The organism is Halochromatium roseum (assembly GCF_016653315.1).
Taxonomy (GTDB): Bacteria; Pseudomonadota; Gammaproteobacteria; order Chromatiales; family Chromatiaceae; genus Lamprobacter; species Lamprobacter roseus.
Window position 1 is genome coordinate 64,709 of the sequence record NZ_NHSH01000010.1, and the last position, 24,149, is coordinate 88,857.

The window sequence follows — 24,149 nt, forward strand, 5'->3', positions numbered from 1 at the left end:
GCTGGCGCCCTACGCAGACAGAAGGGGCTGGGCTCATGGCAGGCAATGCCAACGCTGATTGGGCATTTGGCCTACAACGGCCTTCATCGCGGCTGTGGCTCTGTCAATCAGAGCGCGATGAGAGGGGTAGCAGGAGGCCGCTCTTTAGCTGAGCGGCCCTTCATCCTGCGCTGTATCCAAAGATCAGAGGCTGTAGTACATGTCAAATTCGACCGGGTGGGTGCTCATCCGCAACTGAGTCACTTCGCCCATCTTCAGGTTAATGTAACCATCAATCACATCATCGGTGAAGACGCCACCAGCAGTCAGGAACTCTCGGTCCTTGTCGAGCGCATCGAGCGCTTGGTCGAGCGCGAAGCAGACCTGTGGGATCGATTTCTCTTCCTCTGGCGGCAGATCGTAGAGATCCTTGTCCATCGGATCGCCCGGGTGGATCTTGTTTTGGATGCCGTCGAGTCCAGCCATCATCATGGCGGCAAACGACAGATAGGGATTGCCGGTTGAATCCGGGAAGCGCACCTCGATGCGGCGACCCTTCGGATTGGCATCGTGTGGGATGCGGATCGATGCTGAACGGTTCTTGGACGAGTAGGCCAGCATCACCGGTGCCTCGAATCCGGGGACCAGCCGCTTGTAGGAGTTGGTCGAGGCGTTGGTCAGGGCATTCAACGCGCGGGCGTGCTTGATAATGCCGCCGATGTAGTACAGCGCGTTATCGGAGAGGCCAGCGTACTTGTCTCCGGCGAAGATGTTGACGCCGTCTTTGGCGAGTGACTGATGCACGTGCATGCCGGTACCGTTGTCGCCAACCAGTGGCTTCGGCATGAAGGTGGCCGTTTTGCCATAGGCATGGGCGACGTTTTGGATCACATACTTGGTGATCTGGTTCATGTCGGCACGACGAACCAGAGGCCCGAACCGGGTGCCGATCTCGCACTGGCCAGCAGTAGCGACCTCGTGATGATGGACCTCGACCGGAACGCCCATTTCCTCTAGCGCTAGGCACATGGCCGCACGGAGGTCGTTCAGAGAGTCGACCGGCGGTACCGGAAAGTAGCCTCCCTTGACACTGGGACGATGGCCCATGTTGCCATCTTCGAACACGCGCTCGGAGTTCCACTCGGCCTCTTCGGAATCGACCTTATAGAACGAACCGGCCATGGTGACGCCCCAACGGACATCATCGAAGACAAAGAATTCAGGCTCGGGACCAAAGAACGCGGTATCGGCGATTCCGGTCGATGCGAGGTAGGCCTCGGCGCGCTTGGCGACCGAACGTGGATCACGCTCGTAGCCCTGCATGGTCGCGGGCTCAAGGATGTCGCAGCGGATGATCATCGTCTTCTCATCGGTGAACGGGTCCATCACCGCCGTCGCGGCCTCTGGCATCAAGACCATGTCAGACGCCTCGATACCTTTCCAGCCGGCGATTGATGAGCCATCGAACATCTTTCCGTCTTGGAATAGGGCCTCATCGATCACCCGAGCGGGCAGGGAGACGTGTTGCTCCTTGCCGCGCGTGTCGGTGAACCGAAGGTCCACGAACTTTACTTCCTCGTCTTTGATGGTCTTCAACACGTCAGTGGCGGACATCTGCGAAATCTCCCGCTGTAGGTCTTGGGATTGAGAATAGGGTTCGAATGCTAGGTCAACGCGAAGCGCCCGATCCAGGATCACAGGCGATCGATCATCGGTCTGTCAGTTCGGACAAGCCGTGGTTGTGCAATACTCGGATCGCGTCGCTGCTATCCAAATATTTTTATGCAGATTATGTGCCATCGTCTGCAGCTCGCTCTCTGCGAGCGGTCAAGCGGCAAGGTTTTGGCGAAGCAAGCCGCATGACGCACCAGGATAAAACACGTATCGCGTGATAATGCACCAAAACAGGGCAGACTAAAAGAGGGTCCATCGATCAGTCGATCCATCAGCCAAACCCTCAACCAATCCCTCAACCAAAGTAGACTCGGACCTCGGCGAAGCGAGCATCTGCTTGCAACGCCTGGCGAAGTCGATCCCGAAGCTGACGGGCTGTTGGCTCGTCGATATAGGTTCGCAAGGGGAAAAAGATGTCGACGGTGATGGCGCCCTCAAGGTAGTGGAGGACTAAGCGTTTGCGCATCAAGGCTTCGGGAATCTGCCCCCAAAGCTGGTCGAGGCGCTCAATGACCTCGGTGCGCAGCGGCAAGCCCTTGGTTGGCGCCGCGGTCTCATCGTCCTCGGGATCGATGTGGACCGTAACGTCAGACATCCGATCGATGGTCTCCATGAGCCGCTCTTGTACCAACACACTGATGGCGTGCCCTTCAGAGACGCTGATATCAGGGTCGACCAGGATGTGGACGTCAGCCGAGGCGTTGCCGCCCAGGGTGCGCGTGCGCAGCATGTGGACATCGCGGACACCGGTGCTGCGGCGGATGATCTGACTGATCTCGCGCAGCCGCTCGGGGCTGAGACCGGTATCGACCAACTCGCGCATCGCATTCGAGCCAAGATCCCAAGCGATCTTTGCGATCATCACCGCAACGATCACCGAGGCCACCGAATCGAGGTAGGGCAGGCCGGCGAGCGTTCCGGCGACACCGATCAAGACGACGATCGAGGAGATCGCATCCGAACGGTGGTGCCAGGCGTTGGCCATGAGCAGATCCGAGCGCACGCGCAGTCCATAGGCACGCGTATACCAGTAGAGCGCCTCTTTGACGAGGATCGACAGGCCTGCCGCGTAGAGCGCAATGGGCTCAGGCTGCAACAACGCTTCCGGCTGGAACAGGCGCTCGGTGGCGTCCCATGCAATACCGATGGCGACGGCACTGAGCAAGAAGCCGAGCACCAGTGTCGCGACCGTCTCGAAGCGCCCGTGGCCGTAGGGATGCTCGGCGTCGGGTCCTTTCGCCGCTTTGTGGCCTGCAAACCAGACCAGGACATCAGACAACAGGTCAGACAGGGAGTGAACGCCGTCGGCGATCAGCGCGTGAGATTGCCCAAACCAGCCAGCCGCGATCTTGATCGCGGACAGCAGCAGGTTGATGAGCGCGCCAACCAAGGTCGTGCGCTTGATCGCCCTTGCGCGCGTCTGGCGTGCGATGGTGTCCATGAGAGCCCCGATGCGTCTGTGCGAGTGCGGCGTCGAATGGCGCGGATTATAACGGCGAGGATGGCTTGTGACCCTGGCGTTTGCTGTGGTCGGCAAAGGAGCAAGATCGCTATACTGTGGGGTTTTAGCAGACGCCGGAGTCCGCGTTGAGCAATCTGTCGGACGATCGGATCAGTTTCCAGGAACTGATCTTCAAACTCGAGCACTATTGGAGCCGTCAAGGCTGCGTGATCCTACAGCCTTATGACATGGAGGTAGGGGCAGGAACCTTCCATCCAGGGACCTTCTTGCGCGCGATCGGCCCAGAGCCATGGAATGCTGCTTATGTGCAGCCATCGCGGCGGCCGACGGATGGTCGCTATGGCGAGAACCCAAATCGTTTGCAGCACTATTATCAGTTTCAGGTGGTCATGAAGCCCTCGCCGGAGGCGATCCAAGCGCTGTATCTGGACTCACTCCGCGCGCTCGGTATCGATCCGCTGATCCACGATATCCGTTTTGTCGAAGACAATTGGGAGTCACCAACCTTGGGCGCCTGGGGATTGGGCTGGGAGGTCTGGCTGAATGGCATGGAGGTGACACAGTTCACCTATTTCCAGCAGGTCGGTGGGCTCGAATGTCGGCCCGTCACCGGCGAGATCACTTACGGGCTCGAGCGCATCGCGATGTATTTACAGGGCGTCGAGAGCGTCTACGATCTGCTCTGGACAGATTCCGCCACTGGCCCTGTCTCCTATGGCGACGTCTTTCTGCAGAACGAGCGCGAGCAGTCCGCTTACAACTTCGAGCACGCTGATATCCCGTCGCTGTTTGCGTTGTTCGACGTCTGCGAGCAACAAAGCAAGGTCTTGGTCGAGGCTGGCCTGCCGCTGCCGGCCTACGAGCAGGTGTTGAAGGCCTCCCATACCTTCAATCTGCTCGATGCACGCGGTGCCATTTCCGTCACCGAGCGTCAACGCTTTATCCTCCGGGTCCGGACGCTCGCGCGAGCGGTGGCTGAGGCCTATTACCACAGTCGCGAGACGCTCGGCTTCCCGATGGCAGCCGCCAATGCCGGCGCCGAGGAGGCCGCATGAGCAGTCACAATAATACCGCTGATCTCTTGGTCGAGATTGGCACCGAGGAATTGCCTCCAGCCGCCCTGGCAAAACTCTCGACGGCGTTCCGCGATGGCCTGCTGAAGGGCCTAGACGATGCCCGGCTTACTCATGGTAGCGGGCAGGCGTTTGCAAGCCCTCGTCGGCTCGCGGTGATCCTGTGCCAAGTCGCACTCGCGCAACCCGATGAGCAAGTCGCTCGGCGCGGCCCCGCGCTGAAAGCCGCATTCGATGCCGATGGCGCTCCGACCAAGGCCGCATTGGGATTTGCGCAGTCTTGCGGCGTTGCTGTCGACACGCTGGAGCAGGAACTGACCGAAAAGGGCGCTTGGCTATGCTATCGGCAGCAGGTCATCGGCAAACCGGCCGCAGCCCTCTTGCCGGAGCTGATCGACGCGGCATTGGCAGCGTTGCCGATCCCGAAACGGATGCGCTGGGGGGATAGCCATGTCGAGTTCGTGCGCCCGGTGCATTGGGTCTGCGTGCTGCTGGGCGATGCCGTCGTCCCGGGACAGGTGCTCGGGATCGAGATCGATCGTCTCACGCACGGGCATCGTTTCCATCATCCGGGTGCACTGAGTCTGACCTCCGCCGCTGACTATCTGACGGCGCTGCGAGGTGCTTACGTCGAAGCCGACCTGGCAGCTAGACGCAGCGCCATCCTCGAGCAGGTTGAAGCACTCGCGGCCGAAGCGGGTGGGGCGGCGATGATCGATGAGTCCGTGCTCGATGAGGTGACGGCACTCTGTGAGTGGCCAGTCGCCATACTCGGACGCTTCGATCCAAGCTTCCTCGAGGTGCCCTCAGAGGTCTTGATCGAGACCATGCAAGCCAACCAGAAGTATTTCCCGGTGGTGGATGACTCTGGAAGCCTGTTGCCTTGCTTCATCACCGTCAGCAACATCCAAAGCCGCGATCCGAATCAGGTTCGGGCCGGCAACGAGCGGGTGATTCGGCCGCGGTTTGCCGATGCCAAGTTCTTCTGGGAGCAGGATCTCAAGACTCCACTCGGCGAGCGCGTGGACGCGCTCCAGGGAATCGTCTTCCAGCATCAGCTTGGCACCCTGCTCGAAAAGACTGAGCGTGTCGCGGAACTGAGTGCTTGGATTGCTGAGGTGATTGGCGGCGATAGCAGCCAAACCCGCCACGCCGCGCGGCTGGCCAAGGCCGATCTCGTGACCCAGATGGTTGGCGAGTTTGGCAGCTTGCAAGGCGTGATGGGCCGCTACTATGCAGAGCACTCTGGCGAAGCCCCGATCGTCGCAGCGGCGATTGAACAGCATTACTGGCCTAAGCACGCTGGCGATCATTTGCCGGAGACTGACCTTGCGCGCGCGCTGGCGATCGCGGACCGCGCCGACACCTTGGTTGGCATTTTCGCCATCGGTCTGCGTCCAACCGGAGTCAAAGATCCTTATGGGTTGCGTCGGGCCGCCATTGGCGTGCTGCGCATCTTGATCGAGACGCCATTGGCACTGGATCTTCGCGTTCTGTTCGAACGGGCAGCGGCTCGTTTTCCGGCCAGTCTGAATGCGGCCAGCTGCGTCGACGAGGTCTTGAGATATTGTGTCGAGCGCCTGAAGCGCTACTACGCTGACGCTGGCGACGATCGTTCAGCCGATGCCGACGTCATCGCTTCGGTCTTGGCGCTCGACCTCAGCGAGCCCGTGGATATCGATCGCCGCATCCAAGCCGTCCAGCATTTTCGTGGCCGCCCGGAGGCGAGCGCACTCGCGGCCGCCAATAAGCGGACGCGCAATATCCTGCGGAAGGTGTCGGCTGAGGAGATTGGCCAGCAGGTCGAGCAGGCGTTGTTGCAGGACGTTGCCGAGCAGTCGCTTGCCATGGCTGTCAATACGCTGAGCGATAAGGTGACTGGCTTGTTGGATCAGCACGACTACAAGGCCGCCCTTGCCGAACTCTCGAGTCTGCGCCAAACGCTTGACGATTTCTTTGAGCAGGTGATGGTGATGGCGGACGCGCCCGAGATCCGGGCCAATCGACTCGCGCTGTTGCAGCGGATCGAGCGGTTGTTTCTTGGGGTCGCTGATATCTCGTTGCTGCAAGGATAATGCGAAAGTCCGGCTAATCTGCTCTGTTGATTGCCGAGCTAAAGCCGCACCAAGAGCCACACCAAGATCCGAAAGAGGCGCCACTATGAAACTCGTCATCTTGGATCGCGATGGGGTGATCAACTACGACTCAGAGGACTACATCAAGTCTGCAGACGAGTGGTACCCCATCCCCGGCAGCCTAGAGGCAATCGCGCGACTCAACAACGCCGGCATCAGCGTTGCGGTCGCCACCAATCAGTCGGCCGTCGCGCGCGGACTCTGTGATTTGGACGACATCAACGCCATCCATCAGGCGCTGCGCACGCGCTTGAGTGCCGTTGGCGGCCGCGTCGAAGTCATCGCCTTTTGTCACCACGGACCCAGCAATGGTTGCGAATGCCGCAAGCCGTTGCCGGGACTCTTGCGTGAGATCCGTCGTCGAACCGGCTTTCCGCTCAGCGGCACGCCGATGATCGGCGATTCGCGCCGGGATCTCGAGGCCGCACTCGGTGTGGGGGCGCAGCCAATCCTGGTGCGCACCGGCAATGGCGAGAAAACGGAGCAACTGCTCCCGCCGGCGCTGGCTGAAGTGCCGGTGTTCGATGATCTAGCCGCCGCGGTTGATGCGCTCCTCCAGCGCAGTTAATGGCTCATGGCTGGCTTGCCAATGTCTGGGTGGCAAACCTCTGCGCTGGACACTGCTCGAGCCCTCAGTTTTGCCGCCTTTCTCTGGCTCAGCGCGGTCATCTACAGCACGCTGCTGCTGATTCTGTTTCCACTTCTGCCAAGACAGCATCTGCAGCGCCTGGTTCTGCAATGGGAACATGCTGTGCTCTGGGCCCTGCGGAGGCTGTGTGGGCTTGGCTATCGCGTAACCGGGTTGGAACACCTGCAAGCTTGCCATGGCCAGGGACAGATTATTTTCAGTAATCATCAGTCGGCCTGGGAAACCATTGCCCTCGGCCCTTTGTTACCGACCCCACAAACCTGGGTGACGAAACGCGAGCTGTTACTGGTCCCGTTTTTTGGCTGGGCGCTCGCGCTCTTTCGGCCAATCGCGATTGATCGCTCGGCGGGCCGTCGGGCGATGAGACAGCTGCTTACGGTTGGCGCAGAACGGCTAGCACTCGGTCACTCGATTGTGATCTTTCCTGAAGGCACACGTGTTACACCAGGAAAGCTAAAGCGTTTTGGGATCGGTGGCGCACTGTTGGCTGCCCGCACCGGCGTGCCGGTGGTGCCAATCGCGCACAACGCGGGCTGTTTCTGGGGCCGCAACCAATTGCGCAAGCGCCCTGGAATCATCGATGTGGTGATCGGACCGCCGATCGAGACCAAGGGATTGAGCGCAAGCGCCATCAATGCCTTGGCTGAAGACTGGATCAGCGCTGCCGTAACAGCGCTGGTCCAGAAGACGGACTGTATGCCTGCGTCCGACTAGACGTCGATATTGGCGGCATCGAGCGCATGCAGCTCGATGAATTCTCGCCGCGGTTCGACATGCTCACCCATCAGGGTGGTGAAGATTTGATCCGCGCTCACCGCATCTTCGATGGTCACGCGCAGGAGGCGACGGCAATCCGGGTCCATGGTGGTCTCCCATAACTGAGCCGGGTTCATCTCTCCAAGACCCTTGTAGCGCTGAATGTGGTAGCCGCGCCGCCCTTCAGCAAGCAGCCAATCAAAGGCCTCCCCGAACGTGCTCACTTCGCGGTAACGCTCACCACGCACCACGCGCGCTCCAGGCTTCAGTAGACCTTCGAGCTTCTCCGCGAGCGTTGCGATGCGGCGGTAGTCTGCAGAATCGAAGAAGTCGAGGGCCACTTCTCGGGTCTCTGGAATACCATGCACGAGGCGAATGATCGAAAGGCCAATCGGCTTTTCGCTATCCGATTGGCTCAGCCTGATGCGATAGTCGATGGCTGGGCCCGCTTGCGCTCGAAGTAACTGCTCTAGCTGGTCTGCCCAGGCGGCAAGGCGTTCGGCATCGGTGCGGACATCCACGGTGAGGCGAGGCATGCTCAGAAGTTCCGTCAGGAAATTGAGATCGTAGCGCGTCGCCATTCTCAGGAGCATCGCGCGGAAGACCTGATAATCGCTCATCAAGGCTTCAAACCCGATATCGCTGATCGGCGGGGCCTCTGGCTCAACATAGAGCGCGGCGTTATCGATCGCGGCTCGAAGCAGCGATGCGCTCATTTCCGCATCATCGAGCAGATAGTCTTCCTGCTTTCCGCGCTTGACCTTGTACAGCGGTGGCTGAGCGATATAAACGTAGCCGCGATCGATCAGCTCTGGCATCTGGCGATAGAAGAAGGTCAGCAGGAGCGTTCGGATATGGGCGCCGTCGACATCGGCATCGGTCATGATGATGATGCGATGGTAACGGAGCTTGTCAGGATTATATTCCTCGCGACCGATGCCACAGCCGAGTGCCGTGATCAAGGTCCCAACCTCTGCCGAGGACAGCATCTTGTCAAAACGGGCCTTTTCGACATTGAGGATCTTGCCCTTCAGCGGCAGGATCGCTTGGAAGGCGCGGTCTCGACCCTGCTTTGCTGAGCCGCCAGCTGAATCACCCTCGACGATAAAGAGTTCGGAGCGCGAGGGGTCCTTCTCCTGACAGTCCGCCAATTTTCCAGGTAGACCGGCAATGTCGAGCACGCCCTTTCGACGCGTCATGTCACGGGCCTTGCGAGCAGCCTCTCGCGCCCGCGCCGCATCCAGCATCTTATTGGCGATGATCTTTGCTTCGGACGGATTCTCTTCGAGAAACATGTCCAAGTACTGGCTCAGCAATGCCTCGACCACCGGCTTGACATCCGAAGAAACCAGCTTGTCCTTGGTTTGAGAGGAGAACTTGGGATCAGGCACCTTGACGGAGACAACCGCGGTTAATCCCTCGCGTGCATCGTCACCGACGGGTCGGGTCTTCTGATTTTTGTCGAGTTGCTGCCGTTCGATGTACTGGTTGAGCGTCCGGGTGAGCCCTGCACGAAACCCCGCGAGGTGTGTACCACCATCCCGCTGCGGGATGTTATTGGTATAGCAGAAGATGCTTTCTTGGTAGGCATCGTTCCATTGCAAGGCGACCTCGGTGACGATCTCACTGCGCTCGGCAGTGAAATAGAAGACGCTTGGATGGATTGGAGATTTGTTCTGGTTGAGATGTTCGACGAAGGCGCGAATACCGCCTTGATACTCGAAGACATTTTCGCGGTCGGTACGCTCGTCTTTCAGCCGAATGCGCACTCCGGAGTTCAGGAAGGATAGCTCTCGCAAGCGTTTGGCGAGTATTTCGAAGTGAAACTCGAGATCGGTGAAAATACTTGGCGATGGCTTGAAGTAGACCTCGGTACCAGTGGCATCGGAGGGGCCGCATTCCCGCAGTGGGTAGGAGGGCACGCCAAGCTTGAACTCTTGTTCATAGGCCATGCCGTCGCGCCGGATACGCAGGCGCAAATACTCCGAGAGGGCATTGACGACCGAGACGCCGACCCCGTGTAGACCACCCGATACCTTGTAAGAGTTATCGTCGAACTTACCGCCCGCATGGAGCACGGTCATGATCACCTCGGCGGCGGAACGATTCTCCTCAGGATGGATGTCGACAGGGATGCCGCGGCCATTGTCGATGACCGAGACAGCGCCATCAGCGTGCACGGTGACCAGGATTTCGGTGCAATGGCCAGCAAGCGCTTCGTCGATCGCATTGTCGACGACCTCGAAGACCATGTGGTGGAGCCCTGTCCCATCATCGGTATCGCCGATGTACATTCCGGGCCGCTTGCGGACAGCGTCAAGGCCTCGAAGAACCTTGATACTTGAGGAATCGTAGCTCATACGCTGGGGAGATCTGTTGTGGTAGACAAGATGTGCCAAGCCAGATGAGGCAGGCAATCGACGCCATCGGGCGGGAAGCCTCAGAAAAGGGCAGGCTGTGAGGACGCTAGCGCGCCTGCGTCAATTGCGGCTCGACTCATCGATCGGCGGCGTCAAGCCTAGCTTGGCGACAGCTGGCGATGGCGCCACTGTGGCAAAAGGCTAGAACCCATTGATTATACATGGCTGACGCATGTTTTGGGCTGAGCAATCGGTCGGTGGCATCAGCCAAGTGTTCCACGTGGAACATGCACGGGCGCTCCGCCAAACAGCCCCCGTGGCTGAAGAGCCGACCTGCAACCGAATGTTCCACGTGGAACATGCATGGCGCGCGGCCAGGCGGGTCGCTCATAGCTGAAGGGTCGATCTGCAGGCGAATGTTCCACGTGGAACATCCCTCTGGACATCAGTTCGTCCAGAGCCCACTAAACGCCTGAAGCAGACCGATAACCGCAAGGGTTCCACCGCGGCGATCTTCACCGCCAGTCAATCAGTCGGCTGCACGCAGCAGGCATCCATGTTCCACGTGGAACATCGCGTCATCCGCAGTGCAACAACTGGTCAGCAGCTCCTTACCTGGTAAGGCCGTGTAGAAGGCTTGAGAACCATGTCGTCTTAATAGACTCACCACTCGCTGGCTCCACGCAGGAGCCAACTCGGCGTCGAGATCGTCAACCAGCCACAATGCACCCATCCCATTTTCGACCGACACCAACTGCTCAGCCGCAAGTTGCAAGACGCAGCCAAGGATCTTCGACTGCCCGCGAGAACCAACCCACTTATTGCCATCGAGCCGCAGGGAAAAGTCATCGCGCGAGATCCCTAGATAGGTGAAGCCACGTTCCTGATCCGCTGGGCGCATCGCTGCCAATCTTGACAGCAGTTCGTCGTGTTCCAGGATGGCGCCGTCCCAGCGGGCCTCGATCTCCCTGAACCAATCCTCCTCGGCATTCAGAGCCCGGAATCCTTCCGCTAAGGCCTCGAAGAACCTCGCCCGTCGTCGTGAAATAGCGCTGAGCACGACAGCATAGGGTTCATCCCAGACAGCCTGGCCCCGCGCACCAGACCGCAACCAAGCGTTGCGTTGCGACGCCACTCGCCGAAATCGGGAAAATAAGCCGCCTGCCGACCGATCCCATAGCATGAGATTCCAGTCAATAAAACGCCGTCGCAATGAAGGTTCACCCTCAACGAGGGCATGTGTCCACTCGCAGATCAGACGGACCGGCAACCGAGTTTCAATACCCTGGGCCGGATCTCGCGTGACCTCCCCGCGAGTACTCGCCCAACTGATTCTTGCGTCCCCGAACGACCCCTCTAGCCAGCCTTCGATCCGAGCCGATGTCTCACCACGCTCGATCAAACTGCCGAATCGGCGTCCGCGAAAGCTCCGACCTCGGCTCAAGCAGTAGATCGACTCGAGTAGTGCCGTCTTCCCAGCCGCATTAGCACCAACAATCCAGTTAGCACCCGAGCAAAAATCAACATCGACCTCGCGCAGATTCCTAAACCGTTGCAACCGGATGCGTTTTAACGTTGCGTTAAACAACCATCACCTTCATGCTCCCGCCTCGCCACCACAGATGCTAGAGCCGCATCGGCATGATGACGAACACCTCATCCTCAGCCCCCACCCCTTGCCAGACGGCACTGTTCTCAGCATTCTTGAAGCGTACCTCGACAGTCGAGGCGTCTACCGCTGAGAGAACATCAAGCACGTAAGCGACGTTGAACCCGACCGAGACCGACTCACCGCTGTACTCGATCTCAATCTCGTCTTCCGCCTGCTCCTTCTCCGGATTCTGAGTCTGCAGCAACAACCGACCGGTCTCGAAGGTCACGCGCACGCCCTTGTACTTCTCATTCGACAGGATGGCTGTTCGCTGCAGTGCAGCCCGCAAACGATCCCGATCGATGCTTGCAACACGCTCCAGGTCTGCAGGAATGACCCGGTTGTAGTCTGGATACTGACCCTCGACCAATTTCGAGACGACCTGGGTCTTACCGAGATCAACCTTGAGCGCCCGCTCAGATAACTCAACCCGCACTCGCTCTGGAGCCGATCCGAGAAGACGCTTGAGCTCAAGCACCGTCTTTGCCGGAACAATGACCTGCCGCGGCTCCGTCGCCAACCCTGATTCTTCTGGATTAGCGTTGTCTAGCGCCGCGACAACCTTTGCCAGCCGATGTCCATCAGTAGCAACGGCAACTGCGCGCTCCGACGACAGTTCGAGTAGCACACCATTGAGGTAGTAACGCACATCCTGCTGCGCCATTGCGAACGAGGTCTTATCCAGCAGTCGTTGCAGCAGGTCACGATCGACCTCGACCATCACCTCCGGAGCCGGGACTTCCATGGTTGGGAAATCAGCCGCCGGCAAGGTGCTCAATGTGAATCGACTGCGTCCCGATACCACCGAGCCGCGTTCACTCTGTACCTTGATCAGTGTCTGCGTACCATCGGGCAGCGATCGCGCAATGTCAGTGAGCTTGCGCGCCGGAAGTGTCGCTGTCCCTGCCTCCTCGACCTCGCACACGGCCGTGCTCGTGATCTCGATCTCGAGATCGGTACCTTTCAATCGCAACAGTCCATCATCGGCACTCAGTAACAAATTGCCAAGGATCGGCAAGGTTTGCCGACGCTCAACAACGCCGCCCACAACCGACAATGCGGGAAGTAACACTGATCGATCGACCGAAATCTTCATGCGTTATTACTCTTGTCTTTAAATGTCTTAGCTATCGTAATAGTAGACTTAGTGGATAACCCTGTAAGGAGTCAAATGCCTTTTGTAAACAGACGGATGACTGATCCTAAAGCGGTTGGAGACAACCTCGCTTAACTGTGAGTGATCTGTGGACAGACTCGGCTCAAAAACCAGCACACAGCTTGCCCACAGTTAGTTCTGCAGGGTTCTCAACAAGATCTTGTAGTCTTCCTCGATCATGGTGTCGCCCGAGCGCAGCTCAGCGATTTTGCGGGCTGCATGGATCACTGTGCTGTGGTCGCGTCCGCCGAACGCCTTGCCGATCTCGGGCAGGCTGTGTTTAGTGAGCTCTTTGGCCAACGTCATCGCGACCTGCCTTGGTCGCGCGACCGAGCGAGATCGGCTGGATGACAGGAGATCGCTGACGCGTATCTTGTAGTGGGCGGCTACCGCCTTCTGGATATTCTCGATCGAGACCTGTTTGTCCTGTGCCACCAGCATGTCGCGTAACGCATCTTTTGCGAATTCGACCGTGACCGGCACGCCAAGGAATCGAGAGTTAGCGGCGAGCCGACGGAGTGCACCCTCGAGCTCACGGATGTTAGAGCGCACACGCTTAGCGACAAAGAAGGCAACGTCTTCTGGCAGGTCAGCTCCGATTAATGTGGCTTTGCTATTCAGTATCGCGACCCGGGTCTCAAGGTCTGGTGGCTCGATCGCCACCGTCAGCCCCCAACCGAAGCGCGAGCGCAGCCGCTCCTCAAGCCCACTGACCTCCTTCGGAAACCGATCGCTCGACAAGACGATCTGCTGCTGCGCCTCAAACAGCGCATTGAAGGTATGAAAAAACTCCTCCTGCGAGCGGTCCTTGCCAGCGAAGAACTGAACGTCGTCGATCAGCAGGACATTGACACGACGATAGAGTCGCTTGAACTTGTCGATCTCGTTGTGCTGCAGCGCCCGAATCATGTCCGAGACGAATCGCTCGGAGTGGACGTAGACCACTTTAGACGACGGATTGGCCTCGAGGATGGCGTTACCGATCGCATGCATCAGATGGGTCTTGCCTAAGCCGACACCGCCATAGACGAAGAGCGGGTTATACGCAGTGCCGGGGTTTTGCCCGATCTGGATCGACGCAGCACGGGCGATTTGGTTCGACTTGCCCTCAACAAAGGTGTCGAAGTTAAACGCTCGGTTGAGGCAGGCTTCCGCGCGCCGCTGCTCCAGGACGAGATCGTTAGCCGCCTCGTTGCTGCTCAGTACAGCCGCGGTGCCGTTCTCCTGCTTACGCAGGGCCCCGATCTCGAAGCTCAGCTGGGTGACCCGGCCCTCGCTGACAGCTCGGCAGAGCGAAGCAATTTGTGTCTCATAGTGCTGCTTGACCCAGTCTTTGACGAAGCGGTTGGGTGCAAAGAGCCTTAGGCGTTCGCCCTCCTCGCTGGCTTGCAACGGCATGATCCAAGTATTGAATTCAGAGTCAGTGAGATCCTGCCTGAGCAGGCTTGTACACTGGTCCCAGAGCTTCGGCATCGCCGATCCCCTCGTTAGTACGTTTCAGATTGAGCAGCTGAGATTGCAGCCACTGCGACCTGCCAGTCTAGACCCCTGATGACGACTTATCCACAGCCTGACTTGGGAACAGGACTGTGCAATGATCTCAGCGAAGACGTTGACCCGAGTCCACCCTCGTTCTAATATGGGCGGTCATGCTCTGCGGGTCCGCTTGGATTGCCTAGCGCTCGCGGCACAAGTAGCCCCGGCAGCCTCTACCTTTAACCTGTGGACCAATCGGTCAGACCCAGCGCTAAGCATTGCCTGGCCTGCCGATTGGTGAGTGCCGACGCAAACGGCTGACCATCATCGTCCGACCTGCGAGCTGCGTTCAGCTGCGGGTCACATCTGTGGAGACTTTTTCGTGAAACAGACCTTTAAACCCAGTCGTTTGAAGCGGGCGCGGACGCACGGCTTCCGAGCGCGCAATGCCACGCGTAATGGTCGCAAAGTGTTGCAGGCGCGGCGCGCGAAAGGTCGGGCGCGGTTGACGCCCTAGTCTTGTCGGCCTGTCAACCGCGAAACAGCACAGACGATACAGATGTTGCCGTGCCCAGTGGAGCAGCGTCAGGGTTTGGTTTCCCGCTTGCGGTTCGATTGCGCAAGTCGCGACATTTTGACTGGGTATTTGCTGAGCCACGCCGTTCGAGCGATCTGTACTTCACGGTGTTGGGCCGCACGCCTCCTGGCTGTGAAACGGTTCAGACTGCACGTCTCGGCCTCGCCATTGCCAAACGCTGTGCTCCGCGAGCAGTTGCCCGCAATCGGATAAAGCGCGTGATTCGTGAAAGCTTCCGTCATGCCCAAGATTCGCTGGAGTTCGCTGACTTCGTTGTGCTCTGCCGTCGAGCCGCTGTCGATGCAGACAATGCAACGCTGAACGCTTCACTCGCCAAGCACTGGAAGCGCTTTCAGCGGCGATGATTGTTAATCGACTGGTACGCGGCTCGATTCGGGCCTATCAATTGTTCTTGAGTCCGTTGCTCGGCAATCACTGCCGCTTCTACCCAACTTGCTCGCAATACGCGATCGAGGCCGTTGAGCAGCACGGTGTGCTGCGCGGCCTTTGGCTCGGGGTTCGGCGCCTGCTCAGATGCCACCCTTGGCACCCGGGCGGCGTTGATCCGGTTCCGCCTGCAAACAGGTCGACCGTACAAGACACGCGGTCTGCTCCTCCTTCATCCACTAACCGCTAGCGCAGTCGACTCCCCCCTCATGGAAAACATGCGCCTGATCTTGATCCTGGCTCTCGCTTTCGTCCTATTTCTGATCTATCAGGCCTGGGTCGAGGACTACAGTACGCCACCCGTTGCGTCGACGGAAACGGAGACCTTCGTGGGCAGTTCAGCCGCTGATTCGCCTCATGCTGGCTCGCCAGCCGATGCGCCGAATGCGCCCGCTGTCGGTGCGCCAACGGTAAATGCAGTACCGGGAGCGTTCGCCGCCGACCAAGCGACTGGAGCGGCACTTGCTGCAGGGCCGATTGTCGTCGAAACCGATGTGCTCCGCGCTGAGATCTCGCCACGGGGCGGGACCATTCAGGCGCTATACCTGCTGGACTATAAGCAGAATGCGGATGATCCAAGCAAGCCGTTTCAGCTGCTAAAAGCGACCACCCCAAACCTCTTTATTGTCCAGTCTGGGCTACTTGGTGGGGCGGATAACGATCTGCCGACCCATGAGGCGGTGTTCACCCCAGCCCAGCAGCGCTACAGTCTGACCGAAGACGACAACGAACTGTTGGTCGAGCTGTTCTGGCAGAATGACGCTGGCATTCAAGTGGTGAAGCGCTATCGCTTCGAGCGTGGTCGATTCTTGGTGCATGCCAGTCAAGAGATCATCAACGGGACCGAGACGCCGATTGCGGTCCGCGACTACGAACAGCTTCAGCGCACCGAACTCTACGATCCTGGCAAATCGAGCTTTATCCATACCTATACCGGTGGCGTCTACTACGGCCCCGAGGTCAAGTATAAGAAGGAGTCCTTCGCCGACATCGCGAAGCGGCCGCTGGATCTGACCATCACCGATGGCTGGGTGGCGATGATCCAGCATTACTTCATGGCGGCCTGGATACCGCCAACAGGTGTTGAAGAAACCTTTTACACCAAGGCCATCGATGGCGGTAGTCGCTACATCATCGGCACCTATTCCCCTGCGATCACCATCCCTGCCGGTGCCAGTCATACCTTTGAGAGTCAGCTGTTCGCCGGCCCGAAGTTGCAGGATCGGCTTGCCGAGATCGCGCCCGGCCTTGAGCTGGCGGTCGACTATGGCTGGCTCACCATCCTCGCCGAGCCGATCTTCTGGCTACTCAACGCCATTCATTCCGTGGTTGGTAACTGGGGTTGGGCGATCATTATCCTGACCATCCTGATCAAGGCGGCCTTCTACAAGCTGTCTGAGGCCAGTTATAAATCGATGGCCAATATGCGCAAGATGACACCGCGCATTCAAGCCCTCAAAGATCGCTATGGGGATGATAAGGAGAAGCTGAACCAGGCGTTCATGGAGCTGTACAAGAAGGAGAAGATCAATCCACTCGGCGGCTGTTTGCCAATCTTGGTACAGATCCCGGTCTTCATCGCGCTCTACTGGGTACTGCTCGAGAGTGTCGAGCTGCGTCACGCCCCCTTCATCCTCTGGCTCGATAATCTCACCGAGCCTGATCCGTTGTATATCCTGCCGCTGATCATGGGCGTGTCCATGTTCGTGCAGCAGAAGCTCAATCCGCCACCGCCCGATCCGATGCAGGCAAAGATCTTCATGGCCTTGCCGTTCGTGTTTACGGTGTTCTTCGCCTTCTTCCCGTCCGGCCTGGTGCTGTACTGGGTGACCAATAACCTACTCTCGATCTCCCAGCAGTGGTACATCACTCGAAAGGTCGAGCAGGCCGCTAGCCACGGTGGGGGTCACGGCTCGAAAAAGTCGAAATGACTGTTGGCGAAGGCTCAGGATGCCAGGATCGGACAGATCGCCCTCGTCATTAGCGCCCGAGCCACCGGCATCCAGTGCGCCTGATACGATCGCGGCGGTGGCCACGGCTCCGGGCGTCGGAGCCATCGGTATTCTGCGTATCTCAGGACCTGCCGCCGAGCGTATCGCCGAGCATCTGATCGGATCCGTGCCGCAGCCACGTCAGGCAACGCTCCGTCGCTTCGTCGATGCACAAGGCGAAGCGATCGATCAAGGCGTTGCACTCTGGTTCCCCGCGCCCCACTCGTTCACCGGTGAGAATCTGCTTGAGCTGCAGGGCCATGGGGGGCCGATCGTGCTCGATCTCCTCCTCGCGCGCGCCCTCGACTTGGGCGCACGCCCGGCACGACCAGGTGAGTTCAGCGAGCGCGCATTTCTGAATGGGAAGCTGGATCTTGCGCAGGCCGAGGCAATCGCCGACCTGATTCAGGCCGGTACCGCGACCCAGGCCAGGCTCGCGACGCGGAGCCTCCAAGGTGTGTTCTCACGGCGCGTTAACACCCTCGTCGAGCAGCTCACCCGACTGCGCGCACTCATTGAAGCTGCCCTCGATTTCCCAGACGACGAGCTCGATGCGTTACCGATCTCCGACACCGATTTCGCCACCTTGATTGCTGCCATCGAGACCTTGCTGGCAAGCTCGCACCAAGGTGAGTTGATCCGCGATGGCCTCCTCGTGGTGATTGCCGGCGCGCCCAATGCCGGCAAATCGAGCTTGCTCAATGCGCTCGCCGGTACCGAGGCAGCCATCGTCACCGAAATACCTGGCACCACGCGCGATCTGCTGCGTGCGGAGATCCAGATCGACGGCCTGCCGCTCCGGTTGGTGGATACCGCCGGACTGCGGCCGTCGACGGACCCGGTCGAGCAAGAAGGGATTCGTCGCGCGCGCGGCCAGATTCAGCAGGCGGATCATCTTCTGTTGATCATTGACGACCACGCGCAACGCCCAGACAGCTCCCTGCAAACCCACCTTGTCGAGCTTAAATTGGACCCAGGGGTGCCAGTGACCATCCTCCGTAACAAGATCGATCGCAGCGGTAGGCCGATCGGCAAGTCGATAACCCCTGAGGGCCATACCGAACTCGCCTGCTCAGCCAAAACCGGCGCTGGCCTCGATGATCTGCGCTCCCATCTCAAGACCATTGCCGGCTACCGCGGCGCTGACGCCGGGGAATTCTCTGCACGACGCCGTCATGTTGAAGCGTTGCGGCAGGGGTTAACGCATCTCAAACAGGCTCAGCAGGCCTGGGCTGAGCAGCGTGGACACAGGCATCCAGCGCCTGAACTGGTCGCTGAGGATCTGCGGCTTGCTCAATACGCACTGGGTGAGATCACTGGTGAGTTCAGCTCCGATGATCTGCTTGGCCGCATCTTCAGCGAGTTCTGCATCGGAAAATGACGCCGATATCGACCGAAGAGACCACCAAGGCAAGAACGAGCTGAGGTCTGGCAACAATCTGTCAACCCGCGTGTGAGCTTCGGATGGTTTATCCTAGCCCGCTGTCGGCTCTAACGCTCATGACGCAGCGTCATCCGAGACAATGAATCGCGTGTGATTCATGTTAGCGGAGCGCGCGCAGCGCCAGCCCGGCTGATGAAGCGCTTGTTTCACGGTATTTCACGGTAACTGAGGAGACCCAGCAGCAATGACAACACCCTTGAAAGACCTCCGTGGTGCGACGACGGGCTTGATCGAGATCTTAGCAGCAGAGGGCGTGACCGATAATGATGCCTTCGTCGCCGCCGCCGCTACGCCGAGTCAGCGCAAGCAACTGGCCGAGCGCTGCGGCAGCGATGTTTCAACCATCCTCGAGCTGGCGAACCGGGCCGATCTGGCGCGGGTTAAGGGTGTGTCAGGCGTGTATTCAGACCTTCTCGAGAACGCCGGTGTCGACACAGTCAAGGAGCTTGCAACCCGTAATCCCGAGAACTTGCACGCCAAACTGCTCGAGACCAACGCAGCCATGCAGCTCGCCCAACGCCCGCCGACCGCTGCTCAGGTAGACGGCTGGGTCGAGCAAGCAAAGACACTACCGAAGCGCTTGAGCTACTGATGACCAACGGCAAACCAGCGATGGATATCAAGTACGCAATCGCGCAGGCGGTTGATGGTCACGACCTCGATGGCGAGACCATGACCATAGCGATGGATGCCATCATGACCGGCCAGGCGACCCCAGCCCAGGTGGCCGGCTTGTTGGTGGCCTTGCGCCTGAAAGGCGAGACCGTCACCGAGATTGCCGCCGCTGCGGCCGTGATGCGAAAGCTGGCCAGCGGCGTTGATCTCGGCGCGCTCGAGCATACGGTCGACATCGTCGGCACCGGTGGCGACGCCTCAAGCACCTTCAATGTGTCCACGACCAGCATGTTCGTGGCCGCAGCGGCGGGCTGTCATGTTGCCAAGCATGGCAATCGCTCGGTGTCGTCGAAATCTGGTGCCGCCGATGTCCTCGAGGCCGCGGGGCTGCGCCTCGATCTCAGCCCTGAGCAGGTGGCACATTGCGTGCGCGAAGTCGGCGTGGGCTTTATGTTTGCACCGGCACATCATGGCGCGATGAAACATGCGATCGGTCCACGCCGTGAGCTCGGTATCCGCACCCTCTTCAATATCCTCGGGCCGCTCACTAATCCAGCAGGCGTTCATCATCAGGTTCTGGGTGTCTATTCACAAGACCTGCTGCTGCCCCTCGCCGAGGTCTTGCAGCGATTGGGGGCAACACATGTTTTGGTCGTGCATGCCCGGGATGGACTTGACGAGATCAGCGTCGCCGAGCGCACCGATGTGGCCGAACTGAAGGACGGTATGATCACGCGTTATAGTGTCGCACCTGAGGATTTTGGTCTTGAGCGCACTTCGCTCGATGCGGTTCGGGTTGAAGATCCGACGCAGAGCCTGAGCCTGCTGACGGCGGTGCTCGACAATCAGCCCGGTCCAGCACGCGACATCGTTGTCCTCAATGCGGGCGCTGCCATCTATGCAGCCGACGTCGTCGACAGCTTCCCTGAAGGCGTCCAGCGTGCTGATGAGGTCATCGCCAACGGTGCTGCGCGACAACGATTCGATGCCCTGATCGCCTTGGCTAAGACGCTATGAGCGAGATTCCCGATATCCTCAAGCGCATCGTCACGCGTAAGCGAGAAGAGGTGGCCGAGCGCAAGCAGCGCGTCTCGAGCCGCATACTCGAAATACGCGCGGCCGATGCCCGCCCAACACGCGGCTTCGCCGACGCATTGCACCATCGAGTTGCCGCGGGCGCCGCGGCGGTGATCGCTGAAATCAAACGCGCGAGCCCAAGCAAAGGTCTGATTCGGGAAGATTTCGATCCCGCTGAGATTGCGCGCTCCTATGTGCATGGCGGCGCAACTTGCCTGTCGGTGCTGACCGATCGCGACTTCTTTCAAGGCGACGACCAGCACCTCATCGCGGCACGCGCGGCCTGTGCATTGCCCGTGATCCGAAAAGACTTCGTCATCGATCCGTATCAGCTGCTCGAGGCGCGCGCCCTTGGCGCCGATTGCGTGCTGCTGATCGCCGCCTGTCTTGATGATGCATCCCTCAACCAGCTAGCCAGCTTAGCGGGTGATCTCGGCCTTGACGTGCTGATCGAAGTGCATGACGCACAAGAGTTGGAGCGGGCGCTGGCCGTTCCAAGCCGCCTGCTCGGCATCAACAACCGTGATCTGCGCAGCTTTGAGGTCGACCTACAAACCACCCTGAGTCTGAGACCTCAAGTGCCGCCGGACCGGCTCCTGATCACCGAGAGTGGCATCCAGACTCAAGAGGATGTGGCGTTGATGCGTGCAAACGCGGTCAATGCCTTCTTGGTTGGTGAGTCCTTGATGCGCAGTGATGATCCGGGGCAGATGCTTGCCGCGCTCTTCGCTGGGAGCCACTGATACAAACCTATCAGCCAAACCTATCAGCGCGTACCGAAGACCACGATGGTCTTGCCGGCGACACTGATGTGGCCCTTCTCTTCGAGGCTTTTCAACACCCGACCAGCCATCTCACGGGAGCAACCCACCATACGGCCGATGTCCTGACGGGTAATCCTGATCTGCATGCCGTCAGGATGGGTCATGGCATCGGGCTGTTTGCACAGCTCGAGCAGGGCGCCGGCAATTCGCCCCGTCACATCGAGAAAGGCGAGGTCGCCGACCTGGCGGCTGGTTTGCTTGAGGCGCTGAGCGAGCTGGCCGCCGATTGCGAACATGAGCCCGAGCGCATGCTCGCTCAGCTCTCGCTCGAGCAACTGTTGCATACGCACGTAGCTGATCTCGGCAATGGTGCAGGGCTCTCGCGTGCGAACGATCACGCTGCGCGAGGTCAACGATTGGAACAGCCCCATCTCGCCGACAAATTCACCCTTGTTGATGTAGGCCAAGGTCAGCTCATGACGATCATCGTCTTCGATCAGCGCCGTGACGGACCCATCGATCAGATAGTAGAGGCTCTCGGCCGGTTCGCCGCGGCGGATGAAATCGATATGCTTGTCGTAGTGTTTGGTATGGCAGTGGCTCAAGAATGGCTTGAGCCACGCAGGCTCTTGCGGCGGCTTACTCAGCATCGATTCAACTCTAACGTGGCGGTGGATTGCCAGAGTCTAGCAAGTCTTGGCCCATGCGCGATTCATGCTAGGCTTCGTGGCCATCATGAAGCCGAGCGGTATCTCGATTGGAGGAGCAATGAAGGCACGAGTCAAGTGGGTTGAAGGGACCGCGATGCTTGGCGAATCGTCGAGTGGCCATGCGTTGGTCATGGACGGTCCAGCCGAGGCTGGGGGTCGCAATCTCGGACCGCGGCCAATGGAGATGCTGTTGCTTGGTCTGGGAGGCTGTACGCAGTTCGATGTCTTGCTGATCCTGCGCAAGGCACGTCAAGCTGTCACCGACTGCGTCGTCGAGCTGACCGCGGAGCGGAGCACGAGCGATCCAAAGGTCTTTACGCGCATTCATGTGCACTTTATCGTCACCGGCCGAGCGCTGAGTGAGAAACGCGTTGCGCGCGCCGTTGAGCTGAGTGCGACCAAGTACTGTTCGGCCTCGATCATGCTCGGCGCGATGGCAACGATCACACATGACTTTGAGCTGCGCGAGCCAGAAGGTTAATCGTCTCCATTCGCGAGTACCGATCATGCTTGCAACCTGCCACAGGCCGGCGTAATCTTTCGCGCCCGCGGTTCTGGAACTGACATGCCGAAGCAAAAAAAGCGCTTAAAGCTGGAAGGATTCAACAACCTAACCAAGTCTTTAAGCTTCAATATCTACGATGTCTGCTACGCCAGCACGGCTGAGCAGCGCAACGCCTATCTCGAGTACATTGACGAGGCTTACAACGCCGAGCGGCTGACGACCATCCTCACCGATGTCGCCAACATTATCGGTGCCAACGTGCTCAACATCGCACGCCAAGACTACGAGCCCCAGGGCGCTTCAGTCACCATGTTGATCGCCGAAGAGGCAGTGCGCGAAGAAACGCTCTCGAATACCGCGACTCCTGGACCCTTTCCAGATGCCGTCGTGGGCCATCTCGATAAGAGCCACATCACCGTGCACACCTATCCCGAGAGCAATCCACATAGCGGGATCAGCACCTTTCGCGCCGATATCGACGTCTCTACTTGTGGCCTGATCTCACCGCTGAAGGCACTGAACTATCTCATCCACGCGCTTGAGTCGGATATCGTCATCATGGATTACCGCGTGCGTGGCTTCACGCGCGACGTTGGCGGTCGTAAGCACTTCATCGATCACAACATCAGCTCGATCCAAAACTATCTCTCGCGCGATACCAAGGATCGATTCCAGATGATTGACGTCAACGTCTATCAGGAGAATCTGTTCCACACCAAGATGGTCGTCAACCACTTTGATCTGAACGACTATCTGTTCTGTGTCACAGCCTGCGATCTATCAGAGAAGGAGCAGCACCGCATCGAGCGCTTGGTCAGGCGTGAGATGATGGAGATCTTTTATGGTCGCAACCTCTCGCGCGAGATCGCGACCTGGAAGTCGCCTAGCTGTTGAGCTGAGCCTCGGCGCCCCGCTAAGAATGTCCATCAACGACTTCCCGATTTGAGTACCACTGTGGGGCCATCATCGGGAAGTAGACGTTAGACAGCTACTAAATCCAATAGGCGCCGCGTGTCATCACCTTGGAGACGGCTCGCATCGCCAGCTTGACGGGCTCTGGCAACTCGGCACCACCAGCCCCTTTGGCCACTTGTGCGTGGTGGGCCTCGTCGAGCTTCATCTGATCGAGTACGGCGCGCGTCCGATGGTCATCGGCCGGGACCTGGGCGATATGCGCATCGAGATGATCTTCGACTTGGCGCTCGGTCTCGACGACAAAGCCTAGGCTCCATTTGTCGCCGGCGATCCCTGCAGCGGTTCCCATGGCGAAAGATCCAGCATACCAAAGCGGATTGAGCAGGCTCTTGCGGGCGCCAAGCTCCTGCATACGCTCTTCGCACCAGGCCAGATGATCATTCTCCTCCTGTGCCGAGCGCTCTAATCGTTCGCGTACAGAGTGATCACGAGCGGTCAACGCTTGCCCTTGATAGAGTGCCTGGGCGCAGACCTCGCCGGTATGGTTGACGCGCATCAGACGCCCGATATGCAGACGTTCCTCGTCAGTGAGCTCCACCTCAGGCAGTTGCTTACCCGGGTTGACGCGCTCGGTTACGGCCGGGCGGCCAAACAGGGTACGCAGGGTTTGATCCATGCCGATCAGGGCGCGATCGATCGGGCTGTAATTTCGGTTGTTCATAGAGGCGTCTGT

Annotated in this window: 22 protein-coding genes; 14 read left to right on the forward strand and 8 right to left on the reverse strand. The window is 59.1% G+C overall.

The annotated features are described in order from the left end of the window. Positions 1-183: 183 nt before the first annotated feature. The gene (gene glnA, locus CCR96_RS01370) at positions 184-1,593 is read right to left on the reverse strand and encodes a glutamate--ammonia ligase (protein WP_201215326.1); all 1,410 of its coding nucleotides are present in this window, start codon (positions 1,591-1,593) and stop codon (positions 184-186) included. Positions 1,594-1,948: 355 nt separating this feature from the next. Next, on the reverse strand, positions 1,949-3,094 hold the full coding sequence (locus CCR96_RS01375) for a cation diffusion facilitator family transporter (RefSeq protein ID WP_201215328.1): 1,146 nt from the start codon (positions 3,092-3,094) through the stop codon (positions 1,949-1,951). A gap of 146 nt (positions 3,095-3,240) precedes the next feature. On the opposite strand from CCR96_RS01375, the gene glyQ reads away from it, so the two are divergent. The 4 genes from glyQ (at position 3,241) to CCR96_RS01395 (ending at position 7,686) form a co-directional block, all read left to right on the forward strand. Next, a complete protein-coding gene (glyQ, locus tag CCR96_RS01380) occupies positions 3,241-4,170 on the forward strand; it encodes a glycine--tRNA ligase subunit alpha (RefSeq protein WP_201215330.1) in 930 nt (309 codons plus the stop codon). Then, positions 4,167-6,263: a glycine--tRNA ligase subunit beta gene (gene glyS, locus CCR96_RS01385; RefSeq protein ID WP_201215332.1), complete on the forward strand. Its 2,097-nt coding sequence runs from the start codon at positions 4,167-4,169 to the stop codon at positions 6,261-6,263. The genes glyQ and glyS overlap by 4 nt, the downstream gene beginning before the upstream one ends. Positions 6,264-6,348: 85 nt before the next feature. Then, complete coding sequence (gene gmhB / locus CCR96_RS01390) at positions 6,349-6,891, forward strand: D-glycero-beta-D-manno-heptose 1,7-bisphosphate 7-phosphatase (protein WP_201215334.1); 543 nt, start codon at positions 6,349-6,351, stop codon at positions 6,889-6,891. A 21-nt stretch (positions 6,892-6,912) separates the two neighbouring features. Then, on the forward strand, positions 6,913-7,686 hold the full coding sequence (locus tag CCR96_RS01395) for a lysophospholipid acyltransferase family protein (protein WP_201215337.1): 774 nt from the start codon (positions 6,913-6,915) through the stop codon (positions 7,684-7,686). Here CCR96_RS01395 and gyrB read toward each other — a convergent pair. From gyrB to dnaA, 4 genes are all read right to left on the reverse strand, one after another. Then, complete coding sequence (gene gyrB / locus CCR96_RS01400; RefSeq protein ID WP_201215339.1) at positions 7,683-10,088, reverse strand: DNA topoisomerase (ATP-hydrolyzing) subunit B; 2,406 nt, start codon at positions 10,086-10,088, stop codon at positions 7,683-7,685. The genes CCR96_RS01395 and gyrB overlap by 4 nt on opposite strands. Positions 10,089-10,617: 529 nt before the next feature. Then, positions 10,618-11,676 carry a DNA replication/repair protein RecF gene (gene recF / locus CCR96_RS01405; protein ID WP_201215347.1) on the reverse strand — a complete coding sequence of 353 codons (1,059 nt, stop codon included), beginning with the start codon at positions 11,674-11,676 and terminating at the stop codon, positions 10,618-10,620. A gap of 37 nt (positions 11,677-11,713) precedes the next feature. Further along, complete coding sequence (dnaN, locus tag CCR96_RS01410; protein ID WP_201215349.1) at positions 11,714-12,835, reverse strand: DNA polymerase III subunit beta; 1,122 nt, start codon at positions 12,833-12,835, stop codon at positions 11,714-11,716. Between the two features lie 192 nt (positions 12,836-13,027). Continuing rightward, positions 13,028-14,368 (reverse strand): chromosomal replication initiator protein DnaA, encoded by a 1,341-nt coding sequence (dnaA, locus tag CCR96_RS01415; protein ID WP_201215351.1) that lies wholly within the window; start codon positions 14,366-14,368, stop codon positions 13,028-13,030. A 385-nt stretch (positions 14,369-14,753) separates the two neighbouring features. Here dnaA and rpmH point away from each other — a divergent pair, with 385 nt between their 5' ends. From rpmH to trpC, 8 genes are all read left to right on the forward strand, one after another. Then, positions 14,754-14,888 carry a 50S ribosomal protein L34 gene (gene rpmH / locus CCR96_RS24320; RefSeq protein WP_200243277.1) on the forward strand — a complete coding sequence of 45 codons (135 nt, stop codon included), beginning with the start codon at positions 14,754-14,756 and terminating at the stop codon, positions 14,886-14,888. Positions 14,889-14,938: 50 nt separating this feature from the next. Continuing rightward, the gene (gene rnpA / locus CCR96_RS01425) at positions 14,939-15,313 is read left to right on the forward strand and encodes a ribonuclease P protein component (RefSeq protein WP_201215352.1); all 375 of its coding nucleotides are present in this window, start codon (positions 14,939-14,941) and stop codon (positions 15,311-15,313) included. Further along, a complete protein-coding gene (gene yidD, locus CCR96_RS01430) occupies positions 15,310-15,585 on the forward strand; it encodes a membrane protein insertion efficiency factor YidD (protein WP_201215354.1) in 276 nt (91 codons plus the stop codon). Before rnpA ends, yidD begins: the two co-directional genes overlap by 4 nt. A 19-nt stretch (positions 15,586-15,604) precedes the next feature. Further along, entirely contained in the window at positions 15,605-17,326 is a 1,722-nt protein-coding gene (gene yidC, locus CCR96_RS01435) for a membrane protein insertase YidC (RefSeq protein ID WP_201215356.1), read from the forward strand. A gap of 19 nt (positions 17,327-17,345) precedes the next feature. Further along, complete coding sequence (mnmE, locus tag CCR96_RS01440) at positions 17,346-18,767, forward strand: tRNA uridine-5-carboxymethylaminomethyl(34) synthesis GTPase MnmE (RefSeq protein WP_201215358.1); 1,422 nt, start codon at positions 17,346-17,348, stop codon at positions 18,765-18,767. Positions 18,768-19,014: 247 nt separating this feature from the next. Then, positions 19,015-19,422, forward strand: coding sequence for a DUF4332 domain-containing protein (locus CCR96_RS01445; RefSeq protein ID WP_201215360.1), 408 nt, complete (start codon positions 19,015-19,017; stop codon positions 19,420-19,422). A 20-nt stretch (positions 19,423-19,442) separates the two neighbouring features. Further along, positions 19,443-20,462 (forward strand): anthranilate phosphoribosyltransferase, encoded by a 1,020-nt coding sequence (trpD, locus tag CCR96_RS01450; RefSeq protein ID WP_201215453.1) that lies wholly within the window; start codon positions 19,443-19,445, stop codon positions 20,460-20,462. Next, on the forward strand, positions 20,459-21,265 hold the full coding sequence (gene trpC / locus CCR96_RS01455) for an indole-3-glycerol phosphate synthase TrpC (RefSeq protein WP_201215362.1): 807 nt from the start codon (positions 20,459-20,461) through the stop codon (positions 21,263-21,265). Before trpD ends, trpC begins: the two co-directional genes overlap by 4 nt. Before the next feature lie 23 nt (positions 21,266-21,288). Here the strand turns inward: trpC and crp are convergent, their stop codons facing one another. Then, the gene (gene crp / locus CCR96_RS01460) at positions 21,289-21,936 is read right to left on the reverse strand and encodes a cAMP-activated global transcriptional regulator CRP (RefSeq protein ID WP_201215371.1); all 648 of its coding nucleotides are present in this window, start codon (positions 21,934-21,936) and stop codon (positions 21,289-21,291) included. A gap of 118 nt (positions 21,937-22,054) precedes the next feature. Between crp and CCR96_RS01465 the strand changes: the two genes are divergently transcribed. Together CCR96_RS01465 and speD are read left to right on the forward strand one after the other, a co-directional pair. Continuing rightward, complete coding sequence (locus tag CCR96_RS01465) at positions 22,055-22,477, forward strand: OsmC family protein (protein ID WP_201215373.1); 423 nt, start codon at positions 22,055-22,057, stop codon at positions 22,475-22,477. A gap of 84 nt (positions 22,478-22,561) precedes the next feature. Further along, positions 22,562-23,395 carry an adenosylmethionine decarboxylase gene (gene speD, locus CCR96_RS01470; protein WP_201215375.1) on the forward strand — a complete coding sequence of 278 codons (834 nt, stop codon included), beginning with the start codon at positions 22,562-22,564 and terminating at the stop codon, positions 23,393-23,395. A 97-nt stretch (positions 23,396-23,492) separates the two neighbouring features. Here speD and coq7 read toward each other — a convergent pair whose 3' ends face one another. Continuing rightward, positions 23,493-24,137, reverse strand: coding sequence for a 2-polyprenyl-3-methyl-6-methoxy-1,4-benzoquinone monooxygenase (gene coq7 / locus CCR96_RS01475; RefSeq protein ID WP_201215377.1), 645 nt, complete (start codon positions 24,135-24,137; stop codon positions 23,493-23,495). Between the last annotated feature and the right edge of the window lie 12 nt (positions 24,138-24,149).